We start from the raw sequence: 19,050 nt of genomic DNA, 5'->3' as shown, positions 1-19,050 counted from the left end.
AGCGGGTGCAGAATGAGGAGGCCGCGTGCAGTCTGTCAACCGTGGGACTACGGTTGTCAAAGGATTCCAGCCGTTTCGACCGAAAACCGCTAGCGGCTATGGATCACGGGTGCCGTTTGGCAACACGTCGGCGGACCGCCAGAAACACGGCCAGCGCGACGAGCATGGCTGCGGGCACGTCGCCCACCCGCGCATAGACAGTCGGCGGGATCGCGGCGGGCAAGCTTGCATCCAAAATGCCTTCGACGCCGAGGCCGAGACTGGCAATCGTGCGTCCGACCGGATCAATCACGGCGGAGATGCCGGTATTGGCGGAGCGGACCAGCGGCAGTCCGAGCTCGATCGCGCGCATCCGCGCCTGCTCGAGATGCTGATAGGGACCGGTCGAGATGCCGAACCAGCCGTCATTGGTGAGGTTCACGATCCAGCCCGGACGCTCGTTGCGGCCGGCGACCTCGCCCGGAAAGATGGCTTCGTAGCAGATCAGCGGCAGCGCGCTTGGTGCGCCCGGTACGGTGAGTGCGTGCCGCACGGTTCCGGGAATGAAGCCGCCACGCATGCGCGTCAGCTGCTCGAAGCCGAGCTTCTCCATCAGGTCTTGATAGGGGAGAAATTCGCCGAACGGCACCAGGTGCAACTTGTCGTAGACCGAGAGCACGTTGCCCTCGTGATCGATCACGTAGATCGAGTTATAGGCGCGCGTGACCGGCGTGCCACGTGGCAGATCGGGCGCGCGGACCGAGCCCGTGATCAGCGTAGTGCCTTTCGGCAGCAGCTCTGCGATTTGCGCCATCGCGTCGGCTTCGCGGGTGAGGAAGAACGGGAACGCCGATTCCGGCCAGATCAGGATGGTGGCATCGCGCACGCCGGTCGATTGCGGCCCGGAGGCGCGGTCCGACAGCGCGAGGTATTTCTTCATCACCTCCGCCTTGGCGGCGTAGTTGAATTTCGCGTCCTGCTGGAGGTCCGGCTGCATCAGGCGCAGCTTGGTGCCCGCGACCATCGTGGTCGGATGCAGCGACATCCGGATCCCGCCAAAAATGCTCATGACAATCAGAAGCGCAATCGCAGCCGCCGGCGCGCGCCACGCCGGGCGGCGATCGGGCGTGCGGTCGATCAGCGCCGCGGGGCTTGCGAAGATCGCAATGCTGAGGAACGTCATGCCCCACAGGCCGATCAGCGACGCCGTTTGCGCCAGCGGCAGCGGCTCGGACAGAGCATAGCCGTACGCGTTCCAGGGAAAGCCGGTCAGCAGATGACCGCGTAGCCATTCGGCGATGGTGAGGCTTGCGGCGAGCGCGAGGATGCGTGTGGCGTCCTTGGTCCAGAGCAGGCGCGCCAGCGCAAAGCCCATTGCCGTGAAGATCGAGAGATAGGCCGGCAAGCCGAGTACGGCGAACGGCGTCAACCAGGCGAATATGTCCGCGTCGACGAAGAAGGCCTTGCCGATCCAGTACAGGCCAGGCACGAAATAGCCGAGCCCGAACCAGTAGCCGGTCAGCGCTGCGGCGGGAACGCCATTGTAGCGTCCGGCGCCGGCGCCGTCGATCAGCCAGACCATCACGGGCAGGGTGAGGAACAGCACCGGAAAGATGTTGAACGGCGCCAGCGCCAGCACCGAGAGCGCGCCGCATCCCATCGCGAGGAGCGCGCGCTTCCATCCCCAGGTCAGGATGACGGCAAGCGCAATCTGCCGAAATCGCTGGAAGGCGCTCACTGCGGGCCGGTCCCGTCGCTTGGCGGCGGGGTGGGCGTGTCGCCGGACGGCGGCTGGCCGCTCTCCGGCGTGGTCTCGCGGCGGCGGCTCTCACGCTGGGTGCGCGGTGCCGGGCGTTCTTTTCGCGTCGAGATGCGCAGCCGTTTGACGCGGCGCGGATCGGCGTCGAGCACCTCGACCTCGTAATTGCCGGGGCCCGAAATCACCTCGCCGCGCACCGGCAGGCGGCCGACATGGCTGACGAGATAGCCGCCCAGCGTCTCGACCTCCTCGCCGGCCTCGCCGGTGACGAAATCCTCGCCGATCACGGTACGGACGTCCTCGAGGCTGGCGCGCGCATCGGCGATGAAGGCGTTGTCGGGCAAGCGGACGATCGACGGCGGCTCGTCGCTGTCGTGCTCGTCGTCGATCTCGCCGACGATCTGCTCGACGATGTCCTCCAGCGAAACCAGTCCGTCGCTGCCGCCATATTCGTCGACCACCAGCGCCAGGTGAATGCGTGTCGCCTGCATCTGCGCGAGCAGGTCGATCGCGCGCATCGACGGCGGCACGTAGAGCAGCTTGCGGATGATGCGCGCGTCCTCGAGCGGCAGCGCGAGATCGACGGCCTTCAAATCGAGCCCGGCCGGCAGCGGTTTCTTGCGCTTGGTCTTGGTGGCCTCCGACACGCGGGCACGCGCGGTCATGAAGGCGAGCAAATCGCGGATATGGACGATGCCGACGGGATCGTCGAGCGTCTCGTTGTAGACGACGAGGCGCGAATGACCGGCACTCTCGAAGCGGTCCATCAGCTCGCCAAGCGGGATGTCGCGCTTCACGGCGATGATGTCGGCGCGATGCACCATGACGTCGGCGATGCGGCGCTCGTGCAGACCGAGGATGTTGCGCAGCATGGTGCGCTCGACGGTCGAGAAGCCGGTATCGTCAGGCGTCGTGGCGTCGAGCACGACCTGGAGATCGTCGCGCACCGATCCTGCCTTCCAGCCGAACAGCGTGCGGATCGCGCGCAGCAGCCAGCCGTCCGCGGTCGGCCGCAGCACCTCGCCTGACGTCACCACGGCCGGCAGATTGGCCGTGTGGCGCGGATTGTCGTGGGTAGGTTCGGAGTCCGGCATTTCAGTGCGCCCCCGCGCGGTCGGCGTAGGGATCGGGGATGCCGAGATGGGCGAGGATCTCGGTCTCCAACGCTTCCATTTCCTCGGCGTCGTCGTCGTTCTCGTGGTCGTAGCCGATCAAATGCAGAAAACCATGCACGGCAAGATGGCTCAAATGATGATCGAACGGCTTGTGTTCCTCGTCCGCCTCGCGCCGCATGGTCTCGTAGGCGATTGCGATGTCGCCGAGCATGCGCGGCGCATCGCCCGGCTTCCATTCGCCCTCCGGCTGGAGCGCGGGGAACGACAACACGTTGGTCGGCTTGTCGATGCCGCGCCAATTGCTGTTGAGGGTGCGGATGCCGGAATCATCGGTCAGCATCACGGCCACTTCGGCGTCCGCGACGTCCTCGTCGACACTCTCGGCGGCGGCTGCAACGGCACGCTGGATCACGGCTTCGGAATCGGGTTCGCGCTGCCAGCAATCGGCAACGACGAGCACCTCGGTCATGGGAAGGTTCGGATGTGACATCTTGTGTGTTCGGAACGAGGACGCCGTGTTCGCGCCCCGGGATCCGGTTGTTGTCCCGTCAGGATTTACCGGCGGCCGGCCGCTGCGGCTGCCCTTCATAGGCAGAGACGATCCGCGCCACGAGCTCGTGGCGGATCACGTCCTCGGCTTTGAAATGAACTTGCGCAATGCCCTCGACGCCGCTCAGCAGACGTGTCGCTTCGGCGAGACCCGAGGTCTGGCCGTTCGGCAAATCGATCTGCGAGGGGTCGCCCGTCACGATCATGCGGCTGTTCTCGCCGAGACGGGTCAGGAACATCTTCATCTGCATCGACGTGGTGTTCTGCGCCTCGTCCAGGATGATCGCGGCGTTGGTCAGCGTGCGGCCGCGCATGAAGGCGAGCGGCGCGATCTCGATCTCGCCGGTCTGCAGTGCGCGCTCGACGATGCGCGCATCCATGAGGTCATAGAGCGCGTCGTAGATCGGGCGCAGATACGGATCGACCTTCTCGCGGAGATCGCCGGGCAGAAAGCCGAGCCGCTCGCCGGCTTCGACCGCCGGACGCGACAGGATGATCTTGTCGACTTCCTTGCGCTCGAACAATTGCGCGGCATGTGCGACCGCGAGCCAGGTCTTGCCGGTGCCGGCGGGGCCGATGCCGAACACCAACTCATGGCGCTTCAGCGCGCGGATATAGGAGTCCTGCGCGGCGGTGCGCGCGCGCACCGGGCGCTTACGGAGATTGATGCTGTCGAAAGTGGATTTGGCCGATTTGGCGTCGAACTCGAACAGGGAGCCCTGCGCGATCACCGCGCGGATCGCACCTTCGACCTCGCCCTGGTCGAGATCCTGTCCCTTCACGGCCTGCGCGTACAGCGTCTCCAGCACGCGGCGCGCGGCATCGCAGCCGTCGCGCGAGCCGCCGATCGTGATGTGATTGCCCTTGGAGTCCACGACGACGCCGAGCCGCCGCTCGATCTGCGCGAGGTGTTGGCCATAAGGCCCGACCAGCGCGGATGCAGCGCGGTTGTCGTCGAAGTCGATGACGACCTGGGTCTCGGGCGGAACTTGCATGTCGCGGTCAAATTTGCGGCTGGGAGCGATAGAAGAAGACGAATCCGATGCACTTTTTGGCAAGGGTTCAGGCTCCACTGGCTTGCGATAAAGCGGGCTCGCGCGCGTTGCGCGGCGTCACGAGCTCGCCGAGGAAACTGTAGCGCTCGAGGCTGTCGATCCGCACCGGCAGGATCTGTCCGATGATGTCGGGAGAAGCCATCACATGAGCGGGCTGGAGGAATGCGGTGCGGCCGACGATCTGGCCGTCCTTGCGCGCCGGACGTTCGAACAGTACGTCGACCGTTGAGCCAATCGCAGCCTTGTTGAAGGCCGATTGCTGGCTGTCGATCAGTTCCTGGAGCCGCTCCAATCGCTGGTCCATTTCGGCGGGGGACACCGTCTCCTGCATATCCGCGGCCGGCGTTCCCGGCCGGGCGGAGTATTTGAACGAATACGCCGCAGCGTAGCCGATTTGCGTGACAAGCGCGAGGGTCGCGAGAAAATCTTGCTCGCTCTCGCCGGGGAAACCGACGATAAAATCTGATGAAAAAGCAATGTCTTGGCGCGCGGACCGGAAACGGTCGATGACATCGCGATAATCATCGGCGGTATGTTTCCGGTTCATGGCGGCCAGAATCCGGTCCGAACCCGACTGCACCGGGAGGTGCACGAACGGCATCAAGGCACCGAGATCGCGATGGGCTGCAATCAAACTGTCATCGACGTCACCGGGATGGCTGGTCGAATAGCGCAGCCGCGCGATGCCGGGAATTTTGGCCAGATGCTCGAGCAGCCGGCCGAGCGGCCAGGCTTTTCCCTCCGGTCCCTCGCCGTGATAGGCATTGACGTTCTGCCCGATCAGCGTGAGCTCGCGCACGCCGTTGTCGGCAAGCCGCTTGACGTCGTCGACGATCTTCGCGACGGGACGCGACACTTCCGAGCCTCGCGTGTAGGGCACGACGCAGAACGTGCAGAACTTGTCGCAGCCTTCCTGCACCGTGACGAAAGCGGAAATGCCGCGCGCACGGATCGCATCGGGCTTCGGCTGGGCCAGGAAGCCGAACTTGTCGGCCGCGGGAAATTCGGTCTCAATCGCACGGCCTTGGTCGCGCGCCCGCTTCAGAAGCTCCGGCAAATGATGATAGCTCTGCGGGCCGACCACGACGTCAACGACAGGCGCGCGGCGCGTGATCTCTCCGCCTTCAGCCTGCGCCACGCAGCCCGCGACCGCGATCTGCATCGTGCGGCCGCCGCGCGCAGCCTCGTCCTTGGCGACGCGCAGGCGCCCGAGCTCGGAATAGACCTTCTCGGAGGCCTTCTCGCGGATATGGCAGGTGTTGAGGATGACGAGGTCGGCGTCCTCGGCGTTGGTCGTCTCCACGAATCCTTCCGGTGCCAGCGTGTCCACCATGCGCTGGGCATCGTAGACGTTCATCTGGCAGCCATATGATTTGATGTGCAGCTTGCGCGGCGGCGTCATGGAACCCGAAATTGAGGTGGAGGACGGCCCTCAGATATAGGCTGGAGCGCCGAAAATCCAGCGAATGGACCCCAAAAGGTCATTCCGGGGCGCTCGCACCGCAGACGACCCCGGAATCCAGAGGTTTTGGACGAGATTCCGGATCGATGCTGCGCATTGCCCTGGAATGAGGGCAAACGGCTAGCTCGTCAGAGCGCCCGCCCGCCCGACCTGCCGGACCAACTCCGGCAAGTGCCGCATATCGTCGAACGTCAGGTTGGCGCCTGCAGCGCGGAGCCTTTCGGCGTGGCCCGGCGGGCAGTGGCTGCCGCCGTGGAAGCCCAGCACGGTCATCCCGGCGGCGTGCGCGCCGGTCACTCCGGGGACGCTGTCCTCGATCACGAGGCACCGTTCCGGCGCGACTCTCATCTGTTCGGCGGCAAACAGGAACAGGTCCGGCGCTGGCTTGCCGCGCGCGACCTGGCTTGCGGAATAGATGTTCGGCGCAAGCAGGTCGTAGAGCCCGGAGCAAGTCAGGCCGTGATGGATCTTCTCCGGTGTGCCGCTCGACGCGACGCATTTGGGCACATCGATCGCGGCGATCGCTGCGGCCACATGGGTGATCGGCTGCAGATCGCTGGCGTAGAATTGCAGCGTGGCCGCACTCACCTGCTGCTCGAGATCGTCGGGGAGACTGCGGCCGATCTCCTGCTCGACCATCCGCCGGGCATCTTTCTCGGAGACGCCGAGGAAGCGCACCAGCACCTGCTCCGAGGTGATCGGATAGCCGTGCCGCGTCAGCACATCGGCATGCGCGCGACAGGAGATGACCTCGCTGTCCACGAGCACGCCGTCGCAATCGAAGATGATGAGATCTATGGGCACGAAGGCATGATCCGGAAAAGGGTGGAGCGGTTTTCCCGCGCGACAAATGCGGAAGGCATTTGCGCGGAGATCATGCCACTTAAGACGTCGGCTTGTCGTCGTCGAGCGGGACGCAATAGAGCTCGAGCCTGTGGTCGACCAGCTTGTAGCCGAGCCTGCGGGCGATCTCCGACTGAAGCTTCTCGATCTCCTCGGAGGTGAACTCGATCACCTTGCCGTCGCGCAGGTTGATGAGGTGGTCGTGATGGCTGTCGCGCATCGTCTCGTAACGTGCGCGGCCCTCGCGGAAATCATGGCGTTCGATGATGCCGGCATCTTCGAACAGTTTGACGGTGCGATACACGGTCGAGATCGAGATCTTGTCATCGACGGCGACGCAGCGCCGGTACAACTCCTCGACGTCGGGATGATCGACCGATTCCGCGAGAACGCGCGCGATGACGCGGCGCTGCTCGGTCATGCGCATGCCGGTGGCGGCACAGCGCGCCTCGATACCGGAGGCCTTGGATGCGGCGGAAGCTTTAAGTCCACTCATGTGTTGTCTGCCTGACGGGGCGCTTTCTGCCATCAATATTACGACAAGTCACGTCGCATCAGAAGTGCGTTCAATTGTTCCCCGTTGGGCTGCTTATAGTAGCGTTCGCGGCGCCCGACCACCATGAATCCGGTCCGGTCATAGAGCCGCCGCGCCGGCTGGTTATTTTCCTCGACTTCGAGAAATATCGTGCGCACGCCGCGCCCGGCGAGGTGGCCGAGATGCGTCATCAGCAGCGTGCGGGACAGGCCGCGGCCGCGCTGGGACTTGTCGACCGCGATGGAGAGGATTTCCGCTTCGTCGGCGCCGATCCGCGACACCGCGAATCCGACGGTCTTGCGGCCGAGCCGCAACCGATGCACGAGCGTGTTGCGCTCGCTGACCATGCTCTCGAATTCGCCTTCGCCCCAGCCGCGTGCGAAGGATTCGCCGTGAAGCTGCGCCAGCCGCGCGGCGTCGCGTACGGTGGCGGGCTCGACGGCGGCCGTGCCGCCGCGCCACCATTCCGAAAACCATCTCATCATGAGCTTGCGGCTGGTGCGAACGGTGGCAATGCGGCCGGCTTTGCGTCGGGCGCCTTCAGATAGAACGGTCGCGCCGGTGTGGTCTCAGGATTGGCCGCGGCGCCAAGCCATGCGACCCAGCCGATGTCGGGCGCGGGCTGCGCGTCGACCGCGACCGGCTGCGGGCCATCCTTCGGCCAGCGATCGGCGAGGATCCTGGCGGCATTGCCGACCAGATGCGGCGCGCCGAATTGCGAGGCCGCGATCGCTTCGTCGATGGACGCGACGCTCGGCCGCACCAGCTGGCTGCCGTCGCCGGCGACGATCTGGAAATAGACGTGGTCGTGCCGTGCGTCGATCGCCGAAATCACCGGCACCGTTCCGCTCTGGCCGACGATGGTTGCGGCATAGGCGGACAACGTCGTCAGGCCGACGGCGGGGCGCTTCGCCGCGAGCGCAAGGCCGCGCGCCGCCGAAATGCCGACGCGCAGGCCCGTGAAGCTTCCGGGACCGACGGTGACGGCAATGCGGTCGAGCGAGGTGAAGGCGAGATCGGCCGATTGCATCACGCGCGCAATCAGCGGCATCAGCGCTTCGGCGTGGCCGCGCTTCATCAAGACCTGCTCCTGCGCAAGGAGCTGGCCGGCATCGGTGTCGAGAACGGCGGCCGCGCACGCCTCCAGCGCGGTATCGATGGCAAGGATCAGCATGGCGGCAATCTAGTCGTTTCGGAGCAGCTTGAACCAGAGCAAGTTTGCGCGTTGCACAACTCGCGCGGAGCGCGACAGTCCGACCCTTTCCGTATTTTTACGTGTTCGGGAAAAGCATGCAATCCGGGTTCATTTGTTTCGGTGTAGACAAGGCAAATGCAACCTCAGAGAAGCCTAAGCCATTGAAAGTATGTGTGATTAAGGATGCATTAGCAATCAAATGAGACCTTCTCGGCGCGGAAAAGCGAGTCAACGACGACTCGGGCAATGCATTTTTGGCGCATCAGGCCGTGTGCGTTCCCGCTTTTTGGGAAGGAATTTATTAATGTCTTTTTGGCGAAGCGGTTCTTCGGCCCGGGAGGCCATGGCCCAGGTCAATGCACTCTCGAAATCCCAGGCGGTGATCGAATTCGATCTCGACGGCACCATCCTTACCGCCAACCGGAATTTTCTGGATGCGATGGGCTACCGGCTCGACGAGATCACCGGCAAGCACCACAGCATGTTCGTGGTACCGGAGGAGCGGGGCAGCGCGGCCTATCGCGAGTTCTGGGCACGTCTAAGCCGCGGTGAGTATCAGTCCGCCGAGTACAAGCGGCTCGGCAAGGGCGGCCGCGAGATCTGGATCCAGGCGTCCTACAACCCGATCATCGACGAAGCCGGCAAGCCGGTGAAGGTCGTCAAGTTCGCGACCGATATCACCGCGCGCAAGATTCGCAGCCTCGAGGATGCCGGCAAGATCTCCGCGATCGGGCGTGCGCAAGCCGTGATCGAATTCAATCTCGACGGCACCATCATCACCGCCAACGAGAATTTTCTGGCGACGGTGGGCTACCGTCTCGACGAGATCCAGGGCCAGCATCACAAAATGTTCGTGGGCGCTGGCGAGCGCGACAGTGCCGCCTATCGCGAGTTCTGGGCGAAGCTTTCCCGCGGCGAATTCCAGTCGGCCGAGTACAAGCGCTTCGGCAAGGGCGGCAAGGAAGTCTGGATCCTCGCCTCCTACAATCCGATCCTCGACGAGTCCGGCAAGCCGTTCAAGGTGGTGAAGTTCGCCACCGATATCAGCGCGCAGAAGCTGTCGAATGCGAACTTCGCCGGACAGATCGAGGCGATCGGCAAGTCGCAGGCGGTGATCGAGTTCGACATGGACGGAAAGGTGCTGACCGCCAACGAGAACTTCCTCGGCGCGCTCGGCTACGCGCTGTCCGAGATCGTCGGCAAGCATCACAGCATGTTCGTGAGTGCCGGGGAGCGCGAGGGCGAAGCCTATCGCGCCTTCTGGACCAGGCTGAACGCCGGCGAATTCCAGTCCGGCGAATATCAGCGCCTCGGCAAAGGCGGCCGGCAGGTCTTCATCCAGGCCTCCTACAATCCGATCCGCGATCTCAACGGCAAGCCGTTCAAGGTCGTGAAATACGCCTCCGACACCACGGCGCAGGTGATCGCACGCAAGCGCAGCGAGAAGGTGCGCGACATGATGGAAACCGTCGCCGCCGGTGCCGAGGAGCTCAACGCCTCGGTGCGCGAGATCGCGGAAGCGATGACGCGCTCGCGCGAAACGGCCTCCACCGCAGTCGATCGCGTCGAGGTGGCGGATCAGCAGGCGCAGCGGCTGACGCAGGCGGCGGAGTCGATGAGCATGATCGTGCAGTTGATCGGCAACATCACCGGGCAGATCAACCTGCTGGCGCTGAACGCCACCATCGAATCCGCGCGTGCCGGCGAAGCCGGTCGCGGTTTTGCGGTGGTCGCGTCCGAAGTGAAGAATCTCGCAAACCAGGCCAAGCAGGCAGCCGACCGGATCGAGCAGGAGATCAGCAATCTCAACGGCATCTCGGTCGACGTCGTCGCCGCGCTGGAGCAGATCAAGGGTGCGATCCAGGGCGTCAGCGAATACGTCTCTTCAACGGCTGCTGCCGTCGAGGAGCAGAGCACGGTGACGAACGAGATGTCCGCGAGCATGCGCAAGGCGGCGGAAGAAGCGGCCAGTATTGGTCAGGCGGCGTAGGAAGGTCTCGTAGGGTGGGCAAAGCGAAGCGTGCCCACCATCTCTTTTCGTGGGCACGGCGCAAACGCGCCTTTGCCCACCCTACCTCGTCACATCGGCCGGACTTCGACCACGTCCGGCACGAAATGCTTCAGCAAATTCTGGATGCCGTGCTGGAGCGTCGCGGTCGATGACGGGCAGCCGGCGCACGAGCCCTTCATGTTGAGATAGACGATCCCGTCCTTGAAGCCGCGGAAGGTGATGTCGCCGCCGTCATTGGCGACCGCCGGCCGCACGCGGGTCTCGATCAGGTCCTTGATCATGTCGACCGTCTCGGCATCGGACTCGTCGAAGAACTCGTCCTCGTCGTCGAGATCGGTATCGCTCGCAGCCACGCCGTCGGCGAGCAGCGGCGCGCCGGACATGTAGTGCTCCATGATGGCGCCGAGGATCGCGGGCTTGAGCTGCTGCCACTCCCCGTTCGCCTTGGTCACAGTGATGAAGTCCGATCCATAGAACACGCCGGTGACGCCGGGCACGTCGAACAGCTTTTCGGCCAGCGGCGAGCGCACGGCCGATTCGCGGCTCGCAAATTCCATCGGGCCGCCATCGACCACGACGCGGCCGGGAATGAATTTCAGCGTGGCGGGATTGGGGGTGGCTTCGGTTTGAATGAACATGGTTTTCTCCAGACGTCGCCGGTTCAAGGCCGGCGCGCAAGCTATCCAGTAGCAGATGGCGACGGCGAACGCACGGTCAAGGGGTGGGGAGGGCGTTTCATTGTCATATCAGCAGGTTAGAGAGCGGCAAAAGCCTCTGCGCCGTCATGGCCGGGCTTGTCCCGGCCATCCACGCCTTGCTTTGTGGCGCCAAAACGTGGATGCCCGGGACAAGCCCGGGCATGACGAGTACGGAAACTACGACAGCGAATCCACGCTTTCGTCGCTCAGCGCCCCCGAGATGATCGTGACTGGCACCGGGAACGTGCCCAGCGCATGCGCGAGCAGAGAGACCAGCGGCCCCGGTCCCTCCGCGCCCGGGTTGGCGGCGAGCACCAGCATGGCGATATCAGGATCCTGATCTATCACGGCGAGCAGCTGTTCCATCGCCGCGCCCTCGCGGATCACCCGTTCCGGCGTGATCGCGGCGATGCCGTTGGCGCGGCCGGCGGCGCGGTCTAGCGCTGCTTCCGCCGCCTCCTGCGCTTCGGCGCGCATGATCTCGGCAACCCCCAGCCATTCCTGGGTCTGCTGTTCAGGCTCGATGATGCGCAGCATCACCACGCCGCCGCCAGCGCGGATCGCCCAACGGCTGGCGTAATAGACCGCGCGATCCCATTCGGCGGTGTCATCGACGATGACGAGGCATTTGGGCTTGTGACCCGGCTCGAAGCAAAGTCGCTTGCTGGTCATGATGTCCCGGAATGTGCACGAACGACATGCTGCCACACTCCCGCAACGTTGGGGAGAGGAGAAGCGGCCGGCGCTGAGGCGCAGGCCGTGGTTCGCGAATGCGAGGATCAGCGCCGGCGGATGAAGCCGACGATGTCCTTCGAGAGGTTCATGGTCTCGTCGGCGATGGCGCGGGCGCGGTCGGCGCCGTCGTTCAGGATCGTGTCGATATGGCCGGGGTCGGCGACGAGGCGCTTCATCTCGCCGGCGATCGGCGCCAGTTTCGTGACGCACAGCTCGACCAGCGAATTCTTGAAGGCGGAGAACTGGCCGCCGCCGAATTCTGTGAGCACGTCGGCTTTGGTGCGGCCGGAGAGCGCCGCGAAAATGCCGACGAGATTGTCGGCCTCGGGGCGTGCTTCCAGGCCCTTTTCCTCTGACGGCAGCGGCTCCGGATCGGTCTTCGCCTTGCGGACCTTCTGCGCGATGGTGTCGGCGTCGTCGGTCAGATTGATGCGCGAATTGTCGGACGCATCCGACTTCGACATCTTCTTGGTGCCGTCGCGCAGGCTCATCACGCGCGTTGCCGGGCCCGTGATCAGCGGTTCCGGCAGCGGGAAGAACAGACCGTCATTGGCGCCCTGGGCGCGAATCGAATCGCCGAAATCATTGTTGAACTTCTGCGCGATGTCGCGCGAAAGCTCGAGATGCTGCTTCTGGTCCTCGCCGACCGGAACGTGGGTGGCGCGGTACAGCAGGATGTCGGCCGCCATCAGCACGGGATAGTCGAACAGGCCGACCGAGGCGTTCTCGCGATCCTTGCCGGCCTTCTCCTTGAACTGGGTCATGCGGCCGAGCCAGCCCATGCGTGCGACGCAGTTGAAGATCCAGGCGAGCTCGGCATGGCCGGAGACCTGGCTCTGGTTGAATACGATGTGCTTCTTCGGATCGATGCCGGCGGCGATGAACGCGGCGGTCACCTCGCGGGTGTTGCGCGCGAGCTCGACCGGTCCGCCCCAGACGTCGACGCCCTGCGTGATCGCGTGCATGTCGACGACGCAATAGATGCAGTTGTGGGTTTCCTGCATCTTCACGAAGTTGACGATCGCGCCGAGGTAATTGCCGAGGTGCAGATTGCCCGTCGGCTGGACGCCCGAAAAAACCCGTTCAACGAATGGCATGGCAGCTTTCCTGCAAGATACGGGGCGTCGTTTCCAACAGCGGCGCTGCCCCGTCAAGGGTAATTCGATGGACTTGCGCGGCGAGGCCCGTTTAAGCGGGTCGCTTCAAGGCGTTAACCGCCTCGCGCCAGGACGCCGCGCCGAGGATTTGCAGCAGCAGGCCATAGACGGCGATCCCGGCCCCGATCTGCACGCCCAGCACGATGAAGCGGATGAGACCATGCGCCTCGCCAGGGATGAGACCCGCCGTCAGCCAGAGCAGGGCGCCCATGGTGGCAGCGGCGAGCACGATCCGCGGCAGCCGCTTGCGGGCGGCGGCGTCGACCGAGAAGCCGAACTCGCCGGTGCCTTTCCGGAGCAGCGAGATCGCGCTGCTCCAGGCACCGGCCGCGATGCTCGCGGCGATCCCGCTTGCGCCGAAGAAATGGCCGAGCAGGACGGCGAGGGCGATCGCGACCACAAACCCTTTGAGCGTGGCGAGCAGCGGCGTCATCGTGTCGCTGCGGGCAAAGAAGGCCGGCGACAGCGCCTTGATCAGCACGTGCGCGGGCAGGCCCAGCGCCAGCCACATCAGCGCATGCGCGGTTGCCGTGCTGTCCTCCGCGCCAAAGGCGCCATGCTCGAACAGCAGCCGCACGATCGGCTCGGCCAGCACGACGAGGCCGAGCGTCGCCGGCAGCGCCAGTCCGGTTGCGAGTTCCAACGCGCGTGATTCCGCATGCGCCACGGCGTCGCGATCACCGCTGCCGACTGCGCGCGTCAGCTCCGGCACCAGCACGGTGCCCATGGCGACACCGACGATGCCGAGCGGCAGCTCGATCAGGCGGTTGGCGAAATAGAGCCAGGACACAGCGGACGGCGTGGCGGATGCGATGATCGCGCCGGCGACCATCAGCCATTGCGGGCCGGAGCTTGCGATCATGCCGGGGATCGCCTTGGCGAAGAAGCCGCGCATCTCCTTGTCGAAATTTACGCGCAACGGTGTCGCGAGCTGTGCGCTTCGCTGCGACAGCAGCATCACGAGTTGCAGCAGTCCGGCGATGCCGACAGTCGCCGCCAGCATCCAGGCGGCAAAGGCTGCATCGGCGTGCCAGACAAGCAGCATCGCGATCGCGGCGATCAAGGCGATGTTGAACAGCAGCGGCGAGAACGCGGTGAGTGCGAAGCGCCCTTGCGCGTTCAACAACCCCATCAGCACCGTGACGGGACCGGCGAAGGCGAGATAGGGCAGCATCAGCCGCGCGTTTGCGACGGCGAGATCGAGCGTGCCGCTGCCGAGGAAGCCGGGCGCGATCACCGTGATGATCAGCGGCATCAGAAGCGCAATGACGAGCGAGATCGCGATCAGCGCCACGCTGACCGTGCCGAGCACGCGTCCCGCGAACGCGGCCGCAGCGTCTGCGCCATCGCGGTCACGGACGCGCAGCCAGGCCGGGATCAGCGCGGCATTCAGCGCCCCCTCGCTGAGCAGCCGCCGCACCACGTTGACGAGCTGGAACGCCGCCAGGAACGCATCCGCCACGGCGCCGGTGCCGAGCAGCGCCGCGATCAGGGAATCTCGCGCAAAGCCCAGCAGCCGCGAGGCCAGTGTTCCCGTCGAAACTGTCAGGAAGGAGCGGATCATTGCGCCGACATAATACCGTTGCTTGCCCGCTTGGGGCCGGTCGTGATAGGCCGCGAGCCAGATTTCAGGCCGACAGGAAGCGGATTTCTGCGGCAATCGCAATCCGGCAAACAGGATCAAGGTGAATGGCTGACGTGAAATATGACGTTCTCGGGATCGGCAACGCGCTGTTCGACGTGCTGGTCAAGACCGATGAGGCCTTTCTGGCCAGGCACGGCATGGCCAAGGGCAGCATGTCCCTGATCGACGAGGCGCGGGCCGCCGCGATCTACAAGGACATGGGTCCGGCGACGGAAGTCTCGGGGGGCTCGGCCGCCAACACCATCGTCGGCATCGGCAGCCTCGGCGCACGCGCCGCCTATGTCGGCAAGGTCAAGGACGACCAGATCGGCAAGCTCTATGTCCACGACATCCGCTCGGCCGGCGTCGCCTTCAACACGCCCGCCGCGAAAGACGGCCCCGCCACCGGCTGCTCCTACATCCTGGTCACCGGAGACGGCGAGCGCACCATGAACACCTATCTCGGTGCGGCGCAGGATCTGTCGCCCGCCGACATCGACCCGGCCGAGATCGCAGCCGCCGGCATCGTCTATCTCGAAGGCTATCTCTGGGATCCCAAGAACGCCAAGGACGCCTTCGTCAAGGCGGCCGGAATCGCCCATGAGGCCAAGCGCAAGGTGGCGTTGACGCTGTCGGATTCGTTCTGCGTCGACCGCTACCGCGACGAGTTTTTGGGACTGATGCGCAACGGCACCGTCGACATCGTGTTCGCCAACGAGTCCGAGCTGCATTCGCTCTACATGACTTCGGACTTCGACACCGCGCTGAAGCAGCTGCGCAACGACGTCAAGCTCGGCGTCGTCACGCGTAGCGAGAAGGGCTGCGTGGTGGTGACGCCGACCGACGCGGTCGCCGCGCCGGCTTCGCCGATCAAGCAATTGGTGGATACCACCGGCGCCGGCGATCTGTTCGCGGCCGGCTTCCTGTACGGTCTTTCGCGCAACCTCGCGCACAAGCAGTGCGGCGAGCTAGGCGCACTCGCGGCCGCCGAAGTGATCCAGCACATCGGCGCGCGTCCGCAGGTGTCGCTGAAGGAGCTGGCCCAGCAGCGCGGGCTGACGGTTTAAGGCCACTGTCGTCGCCCGGCCAGTGCGCAATTGCGCACTAGGACCGGGCGATCCAGTACTCCGAGACGTCTGTGGTTTGCCGAAAGGCTGCGGCGTACTGGATCCCCCGCTTTCGCGGAGGATGACAGTCTTCGGGTGGTGAGAGTGTTCACCACCTCACGCCGTCTTCGCCGCCTTCAATCCCAGCCGCTCTTCCACCGCCTCCCGCATCACGAATTTCTGGATCTTGCCGGTCACGGTCATCGGGAATTCGTCGACGAATTCGACATAGCGCGGGATCTTGTTGTGGGCGATCTGGCCGTCGCAGAAGGCGCGGACCTCTTCAGCCGTCAGCGTCTCGCCCGGCCTGACGCGGATCCAGGCGCAGAGCTCTTCGCCATAGCGGCTGTCCGCCACGCCGAAGATCTGCACGTCCTGAATTTTGGGATGACGGTACAGGAACTCCTCGATCTCGCGCGGGTAGAGGTTTTCGCCGCCGCGGATCACCAGATCCTTGATGCGGCCGACGATGTTGCAATAGCCTGATACGTCGATGGTGGCGAGATCGCCGGTGTGCATCCAGCCATTGGCGTCGAGCACGTCGCCCGTCTTTTCCTTTTCCTCCCAATAGCCCAGCATGACGCTGTAGCCGCGGGTGCAGAGCTCGCCGCGTTCGCCGCGCTTGACGATCCGGCCTTCGAGATCGACGACCTTCACTTCGACATGCGGATGAATTCGTCCGACGGTGGAGACGCGCCGCTCAAGCGGATCGTCGGTCGCGCTCTGGAAGCTGACCGGGCTGGTCTCGGTCATGCCGTAGGCGATGGTGACCTCACCCATGTTCATCTCGGTGTTGACGCGCTTCATCACCTCGATCGGACAGGGCGCGCCAGCCATGATGCCGGTGCGCAGCGATGTCAGATTGAAATTCTTGAATTCGGGATGATCGAGCTCCGCGATGAACATGGTCGGCACGCCATACAGCGCGGTGCATTTCTCCTGTTCGATCGCCCGCAACGTCGCAAGCGGATCAAAGCCCTCGCCGGGATAGACCATGGTGGTGCCGAGCGTGACCGAGGCGAGATTACCCATCACCATGCCGAAGCAATGATACAGCGGCACCGGGATGCAGATGCGATCCTGTTCGGTCAGGCGCATCGCACGTCCGGTGAAATAGCCGTTGTTGAGGATGTTGTGGTGCGTCAGCGTCACGCCCTTTGGCGATCCCGTGGTGCCACTGGTGAACTGGATGTTGACGGGATCGTCAAATTGAAGCGCCGCGCCGAGCGCATCAAGCCGCTCGCGATGCTGCGCTCCGCCCATGCGCGCGATCTCTTCGAACGGGATCGTGCCTGATGCCGCGGGGCCGCCGATCTGGATCACCATCCGCAAGTCCGGCAGCCGCGCTGCCTTCAGCCTCCCCGGCGTGGCGCCCGCCAGCTCCGGCAACAGCGTGTTGAGCATCTCCATGTAGTTGCTGGTCTTGAACACGGTCGCCGTGACGATCGCGGCGCAGCCGACCTTGCGCAGCGCGAACTCCAGCTCGCTGAGCCGGTAAGCGGGATTGATCGTCACCAGGATCAGGCCGGCTTTGGCGGCGGCAAACTGGGTCAGCGTCCATTCCGGCCGGTTCAGCGACCAGATCCCGATCCGCTCGCCGCGTTCGAGGCCGAGCGCGAGAAAGCCGGCGGCGAGCGCGTCGACCCGCTCGGAAAACTCTTGCCAGGTCCATCGTACCCCGTGGCTGGGCGAGACCAGCGCCTCGCGATTTCCCCAGCGTCGCACGGCGTGATCGAGGCTGCGGCCGATGGTGTCGCCGAGCAGCGGCGTGTCCGAGACGCCGCAAACATAGCTGTCGGCTTTATCTGACAAATTGAAAATCCTCTCCTCAAAGGTCGTCGGCGCCGTCTCTCTCGTTCGTCATGCCCGGCTTGTCCCGGGCATCCACGTTCTTCGTGCGCAAGATAAGGCGTGGATGGCCGGGACAAGCCCGGCCATGACGTGTGGTGAGAGCGGGTGCTCCTTACGCCGCCCTCTTCCCGCTGCCCGCATCGAGCCCGGCATAGATACCGCGCTCGAAGCCCGCGAACGCCTGCAGGCACTTTCCGTCAGCGAATGGCAACACCTGCATCAGGATCACGCCGGTGATGTCGCGCGCGGGATCGATCCAGTAATAGGTGTTGGCGAGGCCCGCCCAGGCGAGGCTGCCGGCGCTGCGCCCTTCAGCGGTCTTCGCGGTGTTGATCATGAAGCTGAGGCCCCATTTCTTCACCTGCTCCGGATAGAGGTCGACGTCGTTGGTGTACATCGGCGCGGCGGTCGTCAGCTTGCCCATGTTGATGTCGCCCATCTGGTTCTGGCTCATGGCGGCGATCGTCTCTGATTTCAGCACCTGATTGCCGTTGCCGCGGCCCTTGTTGAGGATCATCCGGGTGAATTTGATGTAGTCGGCCGCAGTCGCATAGAGGCCGCCGCCACCCATGTGGAATTCCGGGTTCTGCTCGAGCTCGAACGGGATCGCCGCGAGCTGGCCGTCCTCGCCGCGCGCATGCATGCCGACCAGGCGCTTGCGCATGTCGTCGGTGATCTTGAAGCCGGTGTCGGACATTCCGAGCGGAGCAAACAGATTGTCGCGCAGATAAGCATCGAGCCGCTTGCCGCTGACGGCTTCCACCGCCTTGCCGACGAAATCGATATTGGTGCCGTATTCCCAGCGCGTGCCGGGATCGGTCATGATGGGTGTCTTCAGCGCCGCGTTCTGGCAGGTGGTGATGGCGGGAATGCCGGACTTCTCCAGGTAAACTGCGAGCTCGCCGTTCCACATGTTGTAGGCGAAGCCGGCGGTGTGGGTCATCAATTGACGCAGCGTAATGTCGCGCTTCGCCGGGCGAAGTTTCGGCTCACCCTTGGCATCGAAGCCTTCCAGCACCTGCGGCTTGGCGAGATCAGGCAGTACCTCGCCGATCGGCGCATCCAGCGACAGCTTGCCCTGCTCGACCAGCTGCATCGCGCCCGCGCTCGTCACCGCCTTCGTCATCGAGGCGATCCAGAACACGCTGTCCGCGGTCATCGCATCAGGCTTCGACAGATCGCGCTTGCCGAATGCACCCTGGTACAGCACGTCGTTACCGCTGGCGGCGATGGCGACGACGCCGGGAATCTCCCTGGCGTCGCTCGTCTTGCGCAGAATCTCATCGATCTGGGCTTGGCTTTGCATAGGCGTTTCCTCCGGTTTGATTATTGTTAGACGCGATCGATTGTCCTCCTGCACGCTCCGCGCGGCAAGC

General features: G+C 64.5%; 17 protein-coding genes. 2 read left to right on the top strand and 15 right to left on the bottom strand.

Annotated elements, in window-relative coordinates; genetic code table 11:
* Nucleotides 1-103 precede the first annotated feature (103 nt).
* From lnt to tsaB, 9 genes are all read right to left on the bottom strand, one after another.
* Nucleotides 104-1,717 carry an apolipoprotein N-acyltransferase gene (lnt, locus tag AB7532_RS00190; RefSeq protein WP_441232839.1) on the bottom strand — a complete coding sequence of 538 codons (1,614 nt, stop codon included), beginning with the start codon at nt 1,715-1,717 and terminating at the stop codon, nt 104-106.
* Nucleotides 1,714-2,832: a hemolysin family protein gene (locus AB7532_RS00185; RefSeq protein ID WP_441232838.1), complete on the bottom strand. Its 1,119-nt coding sequence runs from the start codon at nt 2,830-2,832 to the stop codon at nt 1,714-1,716. The genes lnt and AB7532_RS00185 overlap by 4 nt, the downstream gene beginning before the upstream one ends.
* A gap of 1 nt (nt 2,833) precedes the next feature.
* Nucleotides 2,834-3,322, bottom strand: coding sequence for an rRNA maturation RNase YbeY (ybeY, locus tag AB7532_RS00180; RefSeq protein ID WP_441232837.1), 489 nt, complete (start codon nt 3,320-3,322; stop codon nt 2,834-2,836).
* A gap of 79 nt (nt 3,323-3,401) precedes the next feature.
* A complete protein-coding gene (locus AB7532_RS00175) occupies nt 3,402-4,460 on the bottom strand; it encodes a PhoH family protein (RefSeq protein WP_441232836.1) in 1,059 nt (352 codons plus the stop codon).
* 4 nt (nt 4,461-4,464) lie between these two features.
* Nucleotides 4,465-5,859, bottom strand: a complete 1,395-nt coding sequence (gene miaB / locus AB7532_RS00170; RefSeq protein WP_441232835.1) for a tRNA (N6-isopentenyl adenosine(37)-C2)-methylthiotransferase MiaB — start codon at nt 5,857-5,859, stop codon at nt 4,465-4,467.
* 180 nt (nt 5,860-6,039) lie between these two features.
* Nucleotides 6,040-6,723, bottom strand: a complete 684-nt coding sequence (locus AB7532_RS00165) for an HAD family hydrolase (RefSeq protein WP_441232834.1) — start codon at nt 6,721-6,723, stop codon at nt 6,040-6,042.
* 79 nt (nt 6,724-6,802) lie between these two features.
* Nucleotides 6,803-7,258 (bottom strand): Fur family transcriptional regulator, encoded by a 456-nt coding sequence (locus AB7532_RS00160; RefSeq protein ID WP_441232833.1) that lies wholly within the window; start codon nt 7,256-7,258, stop codon nt 6,803-6,805.
* A gap of 38 nt (nt 7,259-7,296) precedes the next feature.
* Nucleotides 7,297-7,782, bottom strand: a complete 486-nt coding sequence (rimI, locus tag AB7532_RS00155; protein ID WP_441232832.1) for a ribosomal protein S18-alanine N-acetyltransferase — start codon at nt 7,780-7,782, stop codon at nt 7,297-7,299.
* The gene (gene tsaB, locus AB7532_RS00150) at nt 7,779-8,471 is read right to left on the bottom strand and encodes a tRNA (adenosine(37)-N6)-threonylcarbamoyltransferase complex dimerization subunit type 1 TsaB (RefSeq protein WP_441232831.1); all 693 of its coding nucleotides are present in this window, start codon (nt 8,469-8,471) and stop codon (nt 7,779-7,781) included. Before tsaB ends, rimI begins: the two co-directional genes overlap by 4 nt.
* A 364-nt stretch (nt 8,472-8,835) precedes the next feature.
* Between tsaB and AB7532_RS00145 the strand changes: the two genes are divergently transcribed.
* On the top strand, nt 8,836-10,482 hold the full coding sequence (locus tag AB7532_RS00145) for a PAS domain-containing protein (protein ID WP_441232830.1): 1,647 nt from the start codon (nt 8,836-8,838) through the stop codon (nt 10,480-10,482).
* An 89-nt stretch (nt 10,483-10,571) separates the two neighbouring features.
* On the opposite strand, the gene AB7532_RS00140 is transcribed toward AB7532_RS00145, so the two are convergent.
* The 4 genes from AB7532_RS00140 to murJ form a co-directional block, all read right to left on the bottom strand.
* Nucleotides 10,572-11,141 carry a NifU family protein gene (locus AB7532_RS00140; RefSeq protein WP_441232829.1) on the bottom strand — a complete coding sequence of 190 codons (570 nt, stop codon included), beginning with the start codon at nt 11,139-11,141 and terminating at the stop codon, nt 10,572-10,574.
* Between the two features lie 237 nt (nt 11,142-11,378).
* Entirely contained in the window at nt 11,379-11,873 is a 495-nt protein-coding gene (locus AB7532_RS00135; RefSeq protein ID WP_441232828.1) for a universal stress protein, read from the bottom strand.
* Between the two features lie 107 nt (nt 11,874-11,980).
* Nucleotides 11,981-13,033 carry a tryptophan--tRNA ligase gene (trpS, locus tag AB7532_RS00130; RefSeq protein ID WP_441232827.1) on the bottom strand — a complete coding sequence of 351 codons (1,053 nt, stop codon included), beginning with the start codon at nt 13,031-13,033 and terminating at the stop codon, nt 11,981-11,983.
* A 91-nt stretch (nt 13,034-13,124) separates the two neighbouring features.
* On the bottom strand, nt 13,125-14,657 hold the full coding sequence (gene murJ, locus AB7532_RS00125; protein WP_441239160.1) for a murein biosynthesis integral membrane protein MurJ: 1,533 nt from the start codon (nt 14,655-14,657) through the stop codon (nt 13,125-13,127).
* 125 nt (nt 14,658-14,782) lie between these two features.
* Between murJ and AB7532_RS00120 the strand changes: the two genes are divergently transcribed.
* Nucleotides 14,783-15,784, top strand: a complete 1,002-nt coding sequence (locus AB7532_RS00120) for an adenosine kinase (protein ID WP_441232826.1) — start codon at nt 14,783-14,785, stop codon at nt 15,782-15,784.
* Between the two features lie 156 nt (nt 15,785-15,940).
* Here AB7532_RS00120 and AB7532_RS00115 read toward each other — a convergent pair whose 3' ends face one another.
* Complete coding sequence (locus tag AB7532_RS00115) at nt 15,941-17,635, bottom strand: AMP-binding protein (protein WP_441232825.1); 1,695 nt, start codon at nt 17,633-17,635, stop codon at nt 15,941-15,943.
* A gap of 151 nt (nt 17,636-17,786) precedes the next feature.
* Entirely contained in the window at nt 17,787-18,980 is a 1,194-nt protein-coding gene (locus tag AB7532_RS00110; RefSeq protein ID WP_441232824.1) for a serine hydrolase domain-containing protein, read from the bottom strand.
* Nucleotides 18,981-19,050: the final 70 nt, after the last annotated feature.

The organism is Bradyrhizobium sp. 930_D9_N1_4, from assembly GCF_052076015.1.
Lineage (GTDB): Bacteria > Pseudomonadota > Alphaproteobacteria > Rhizobiales > Xanthobacteraceae > Bradyrhizobium.
Note: the sequence above shows the minus strand (reverse complement) of the source record. Positions and strands in the feature narration are given on the sequence as shown.

Bases quoted from the DNA above. Each gene is read 5' to 3' on its own strand.
- murJ (WP_441239160.1), bottom strand. From the start codon at position 14,657: ATGATCCGCTCCTTCCTGACAGTTTCGACGGGAACACTGGCCTCGCGG.
- AB7532_RS00140 (WP_441232829.1), bottom strand. From the start codon at position 11,141: ATGTTCATTCAAACCGAAGCCACCCCCAATCCCGCCACGCTGAAATTC.
- AB7532_RS00135 (WP_441232828.1), bottom strand. From the start codon at position 11,873: ATGACCAGCAAGCGACTTTGCTTCGAGCCGGGTCACAAGCCCAAATGC.
- tsaB (WP_441232831.1), bottom strand. From the start codon at position 8,471: ATGCTGATCCTTGCCATCGATACCGCGCTGGAGGCGTGCGCGGCCGCC.
- AB7532_RS00145 (WP_441232830.1), top strand. From the start codon at position 8,836: ATGGCCCAGGTCAATGCACTCTCGAAATCCCAGGCGGTGATCGAATTC.
- trpS (WP_441232827.1), bottom strand. From the start codon at position 13,033: ATGCCATTCGTTGAACGGGTTTTTTCGGGCGTCCAGCCGACGGGCAAT.
- AB7532_RS00120 (WP_441232826.1), top strand. From the start codon at position 14,783: ATGGCTGACGTGAAATATGACGTTCTCGGGATCGGCAACGCGCTGTTC.
- ybeY (WP_441232837.1), bottom strand. From the start codon at position 3,322: ATGACCGAGGTGCTCGTCGTTGCCGATTGCTGGCAGCGCGAACCCGAT.
- AB7532_RS00185 (WP_441232838.1), bottom strand. From the start codon at position 2,832: ATGCCGGACTCCGAACCTACCCACGACAATCCGCGCCACACGGCCAAT.
- miaB (WP_441232835.1), bottom strand. From the start codon at position 5,859: ATGACGCCGCCGCGCAAGCTGCACATCAAATCATATGGCTGCCAGATG.
- AB7532_RS00160 (WP_441232833.1), bottom strand. From the start codon at position 7,258: ATGAGTGGACTTAAAGCTTCCGCCGCATCCAAGGCCTCCGGTATCGAG.
- AB7532_RS00110 (WP_441232824.1), bottom strand. From the start codon at position 18,980: ATGCAAAGCCAAGCCCAGATCGATGAGATTCTGCGCAAGACGAGCGAC.
- rimI (WP_441232832.1), bottom strand. From the start codon at position 7,782: ATGATGAGATGGTTTTCGGAATGGTGGCGCGGCGGCACGGCCGCCGTC.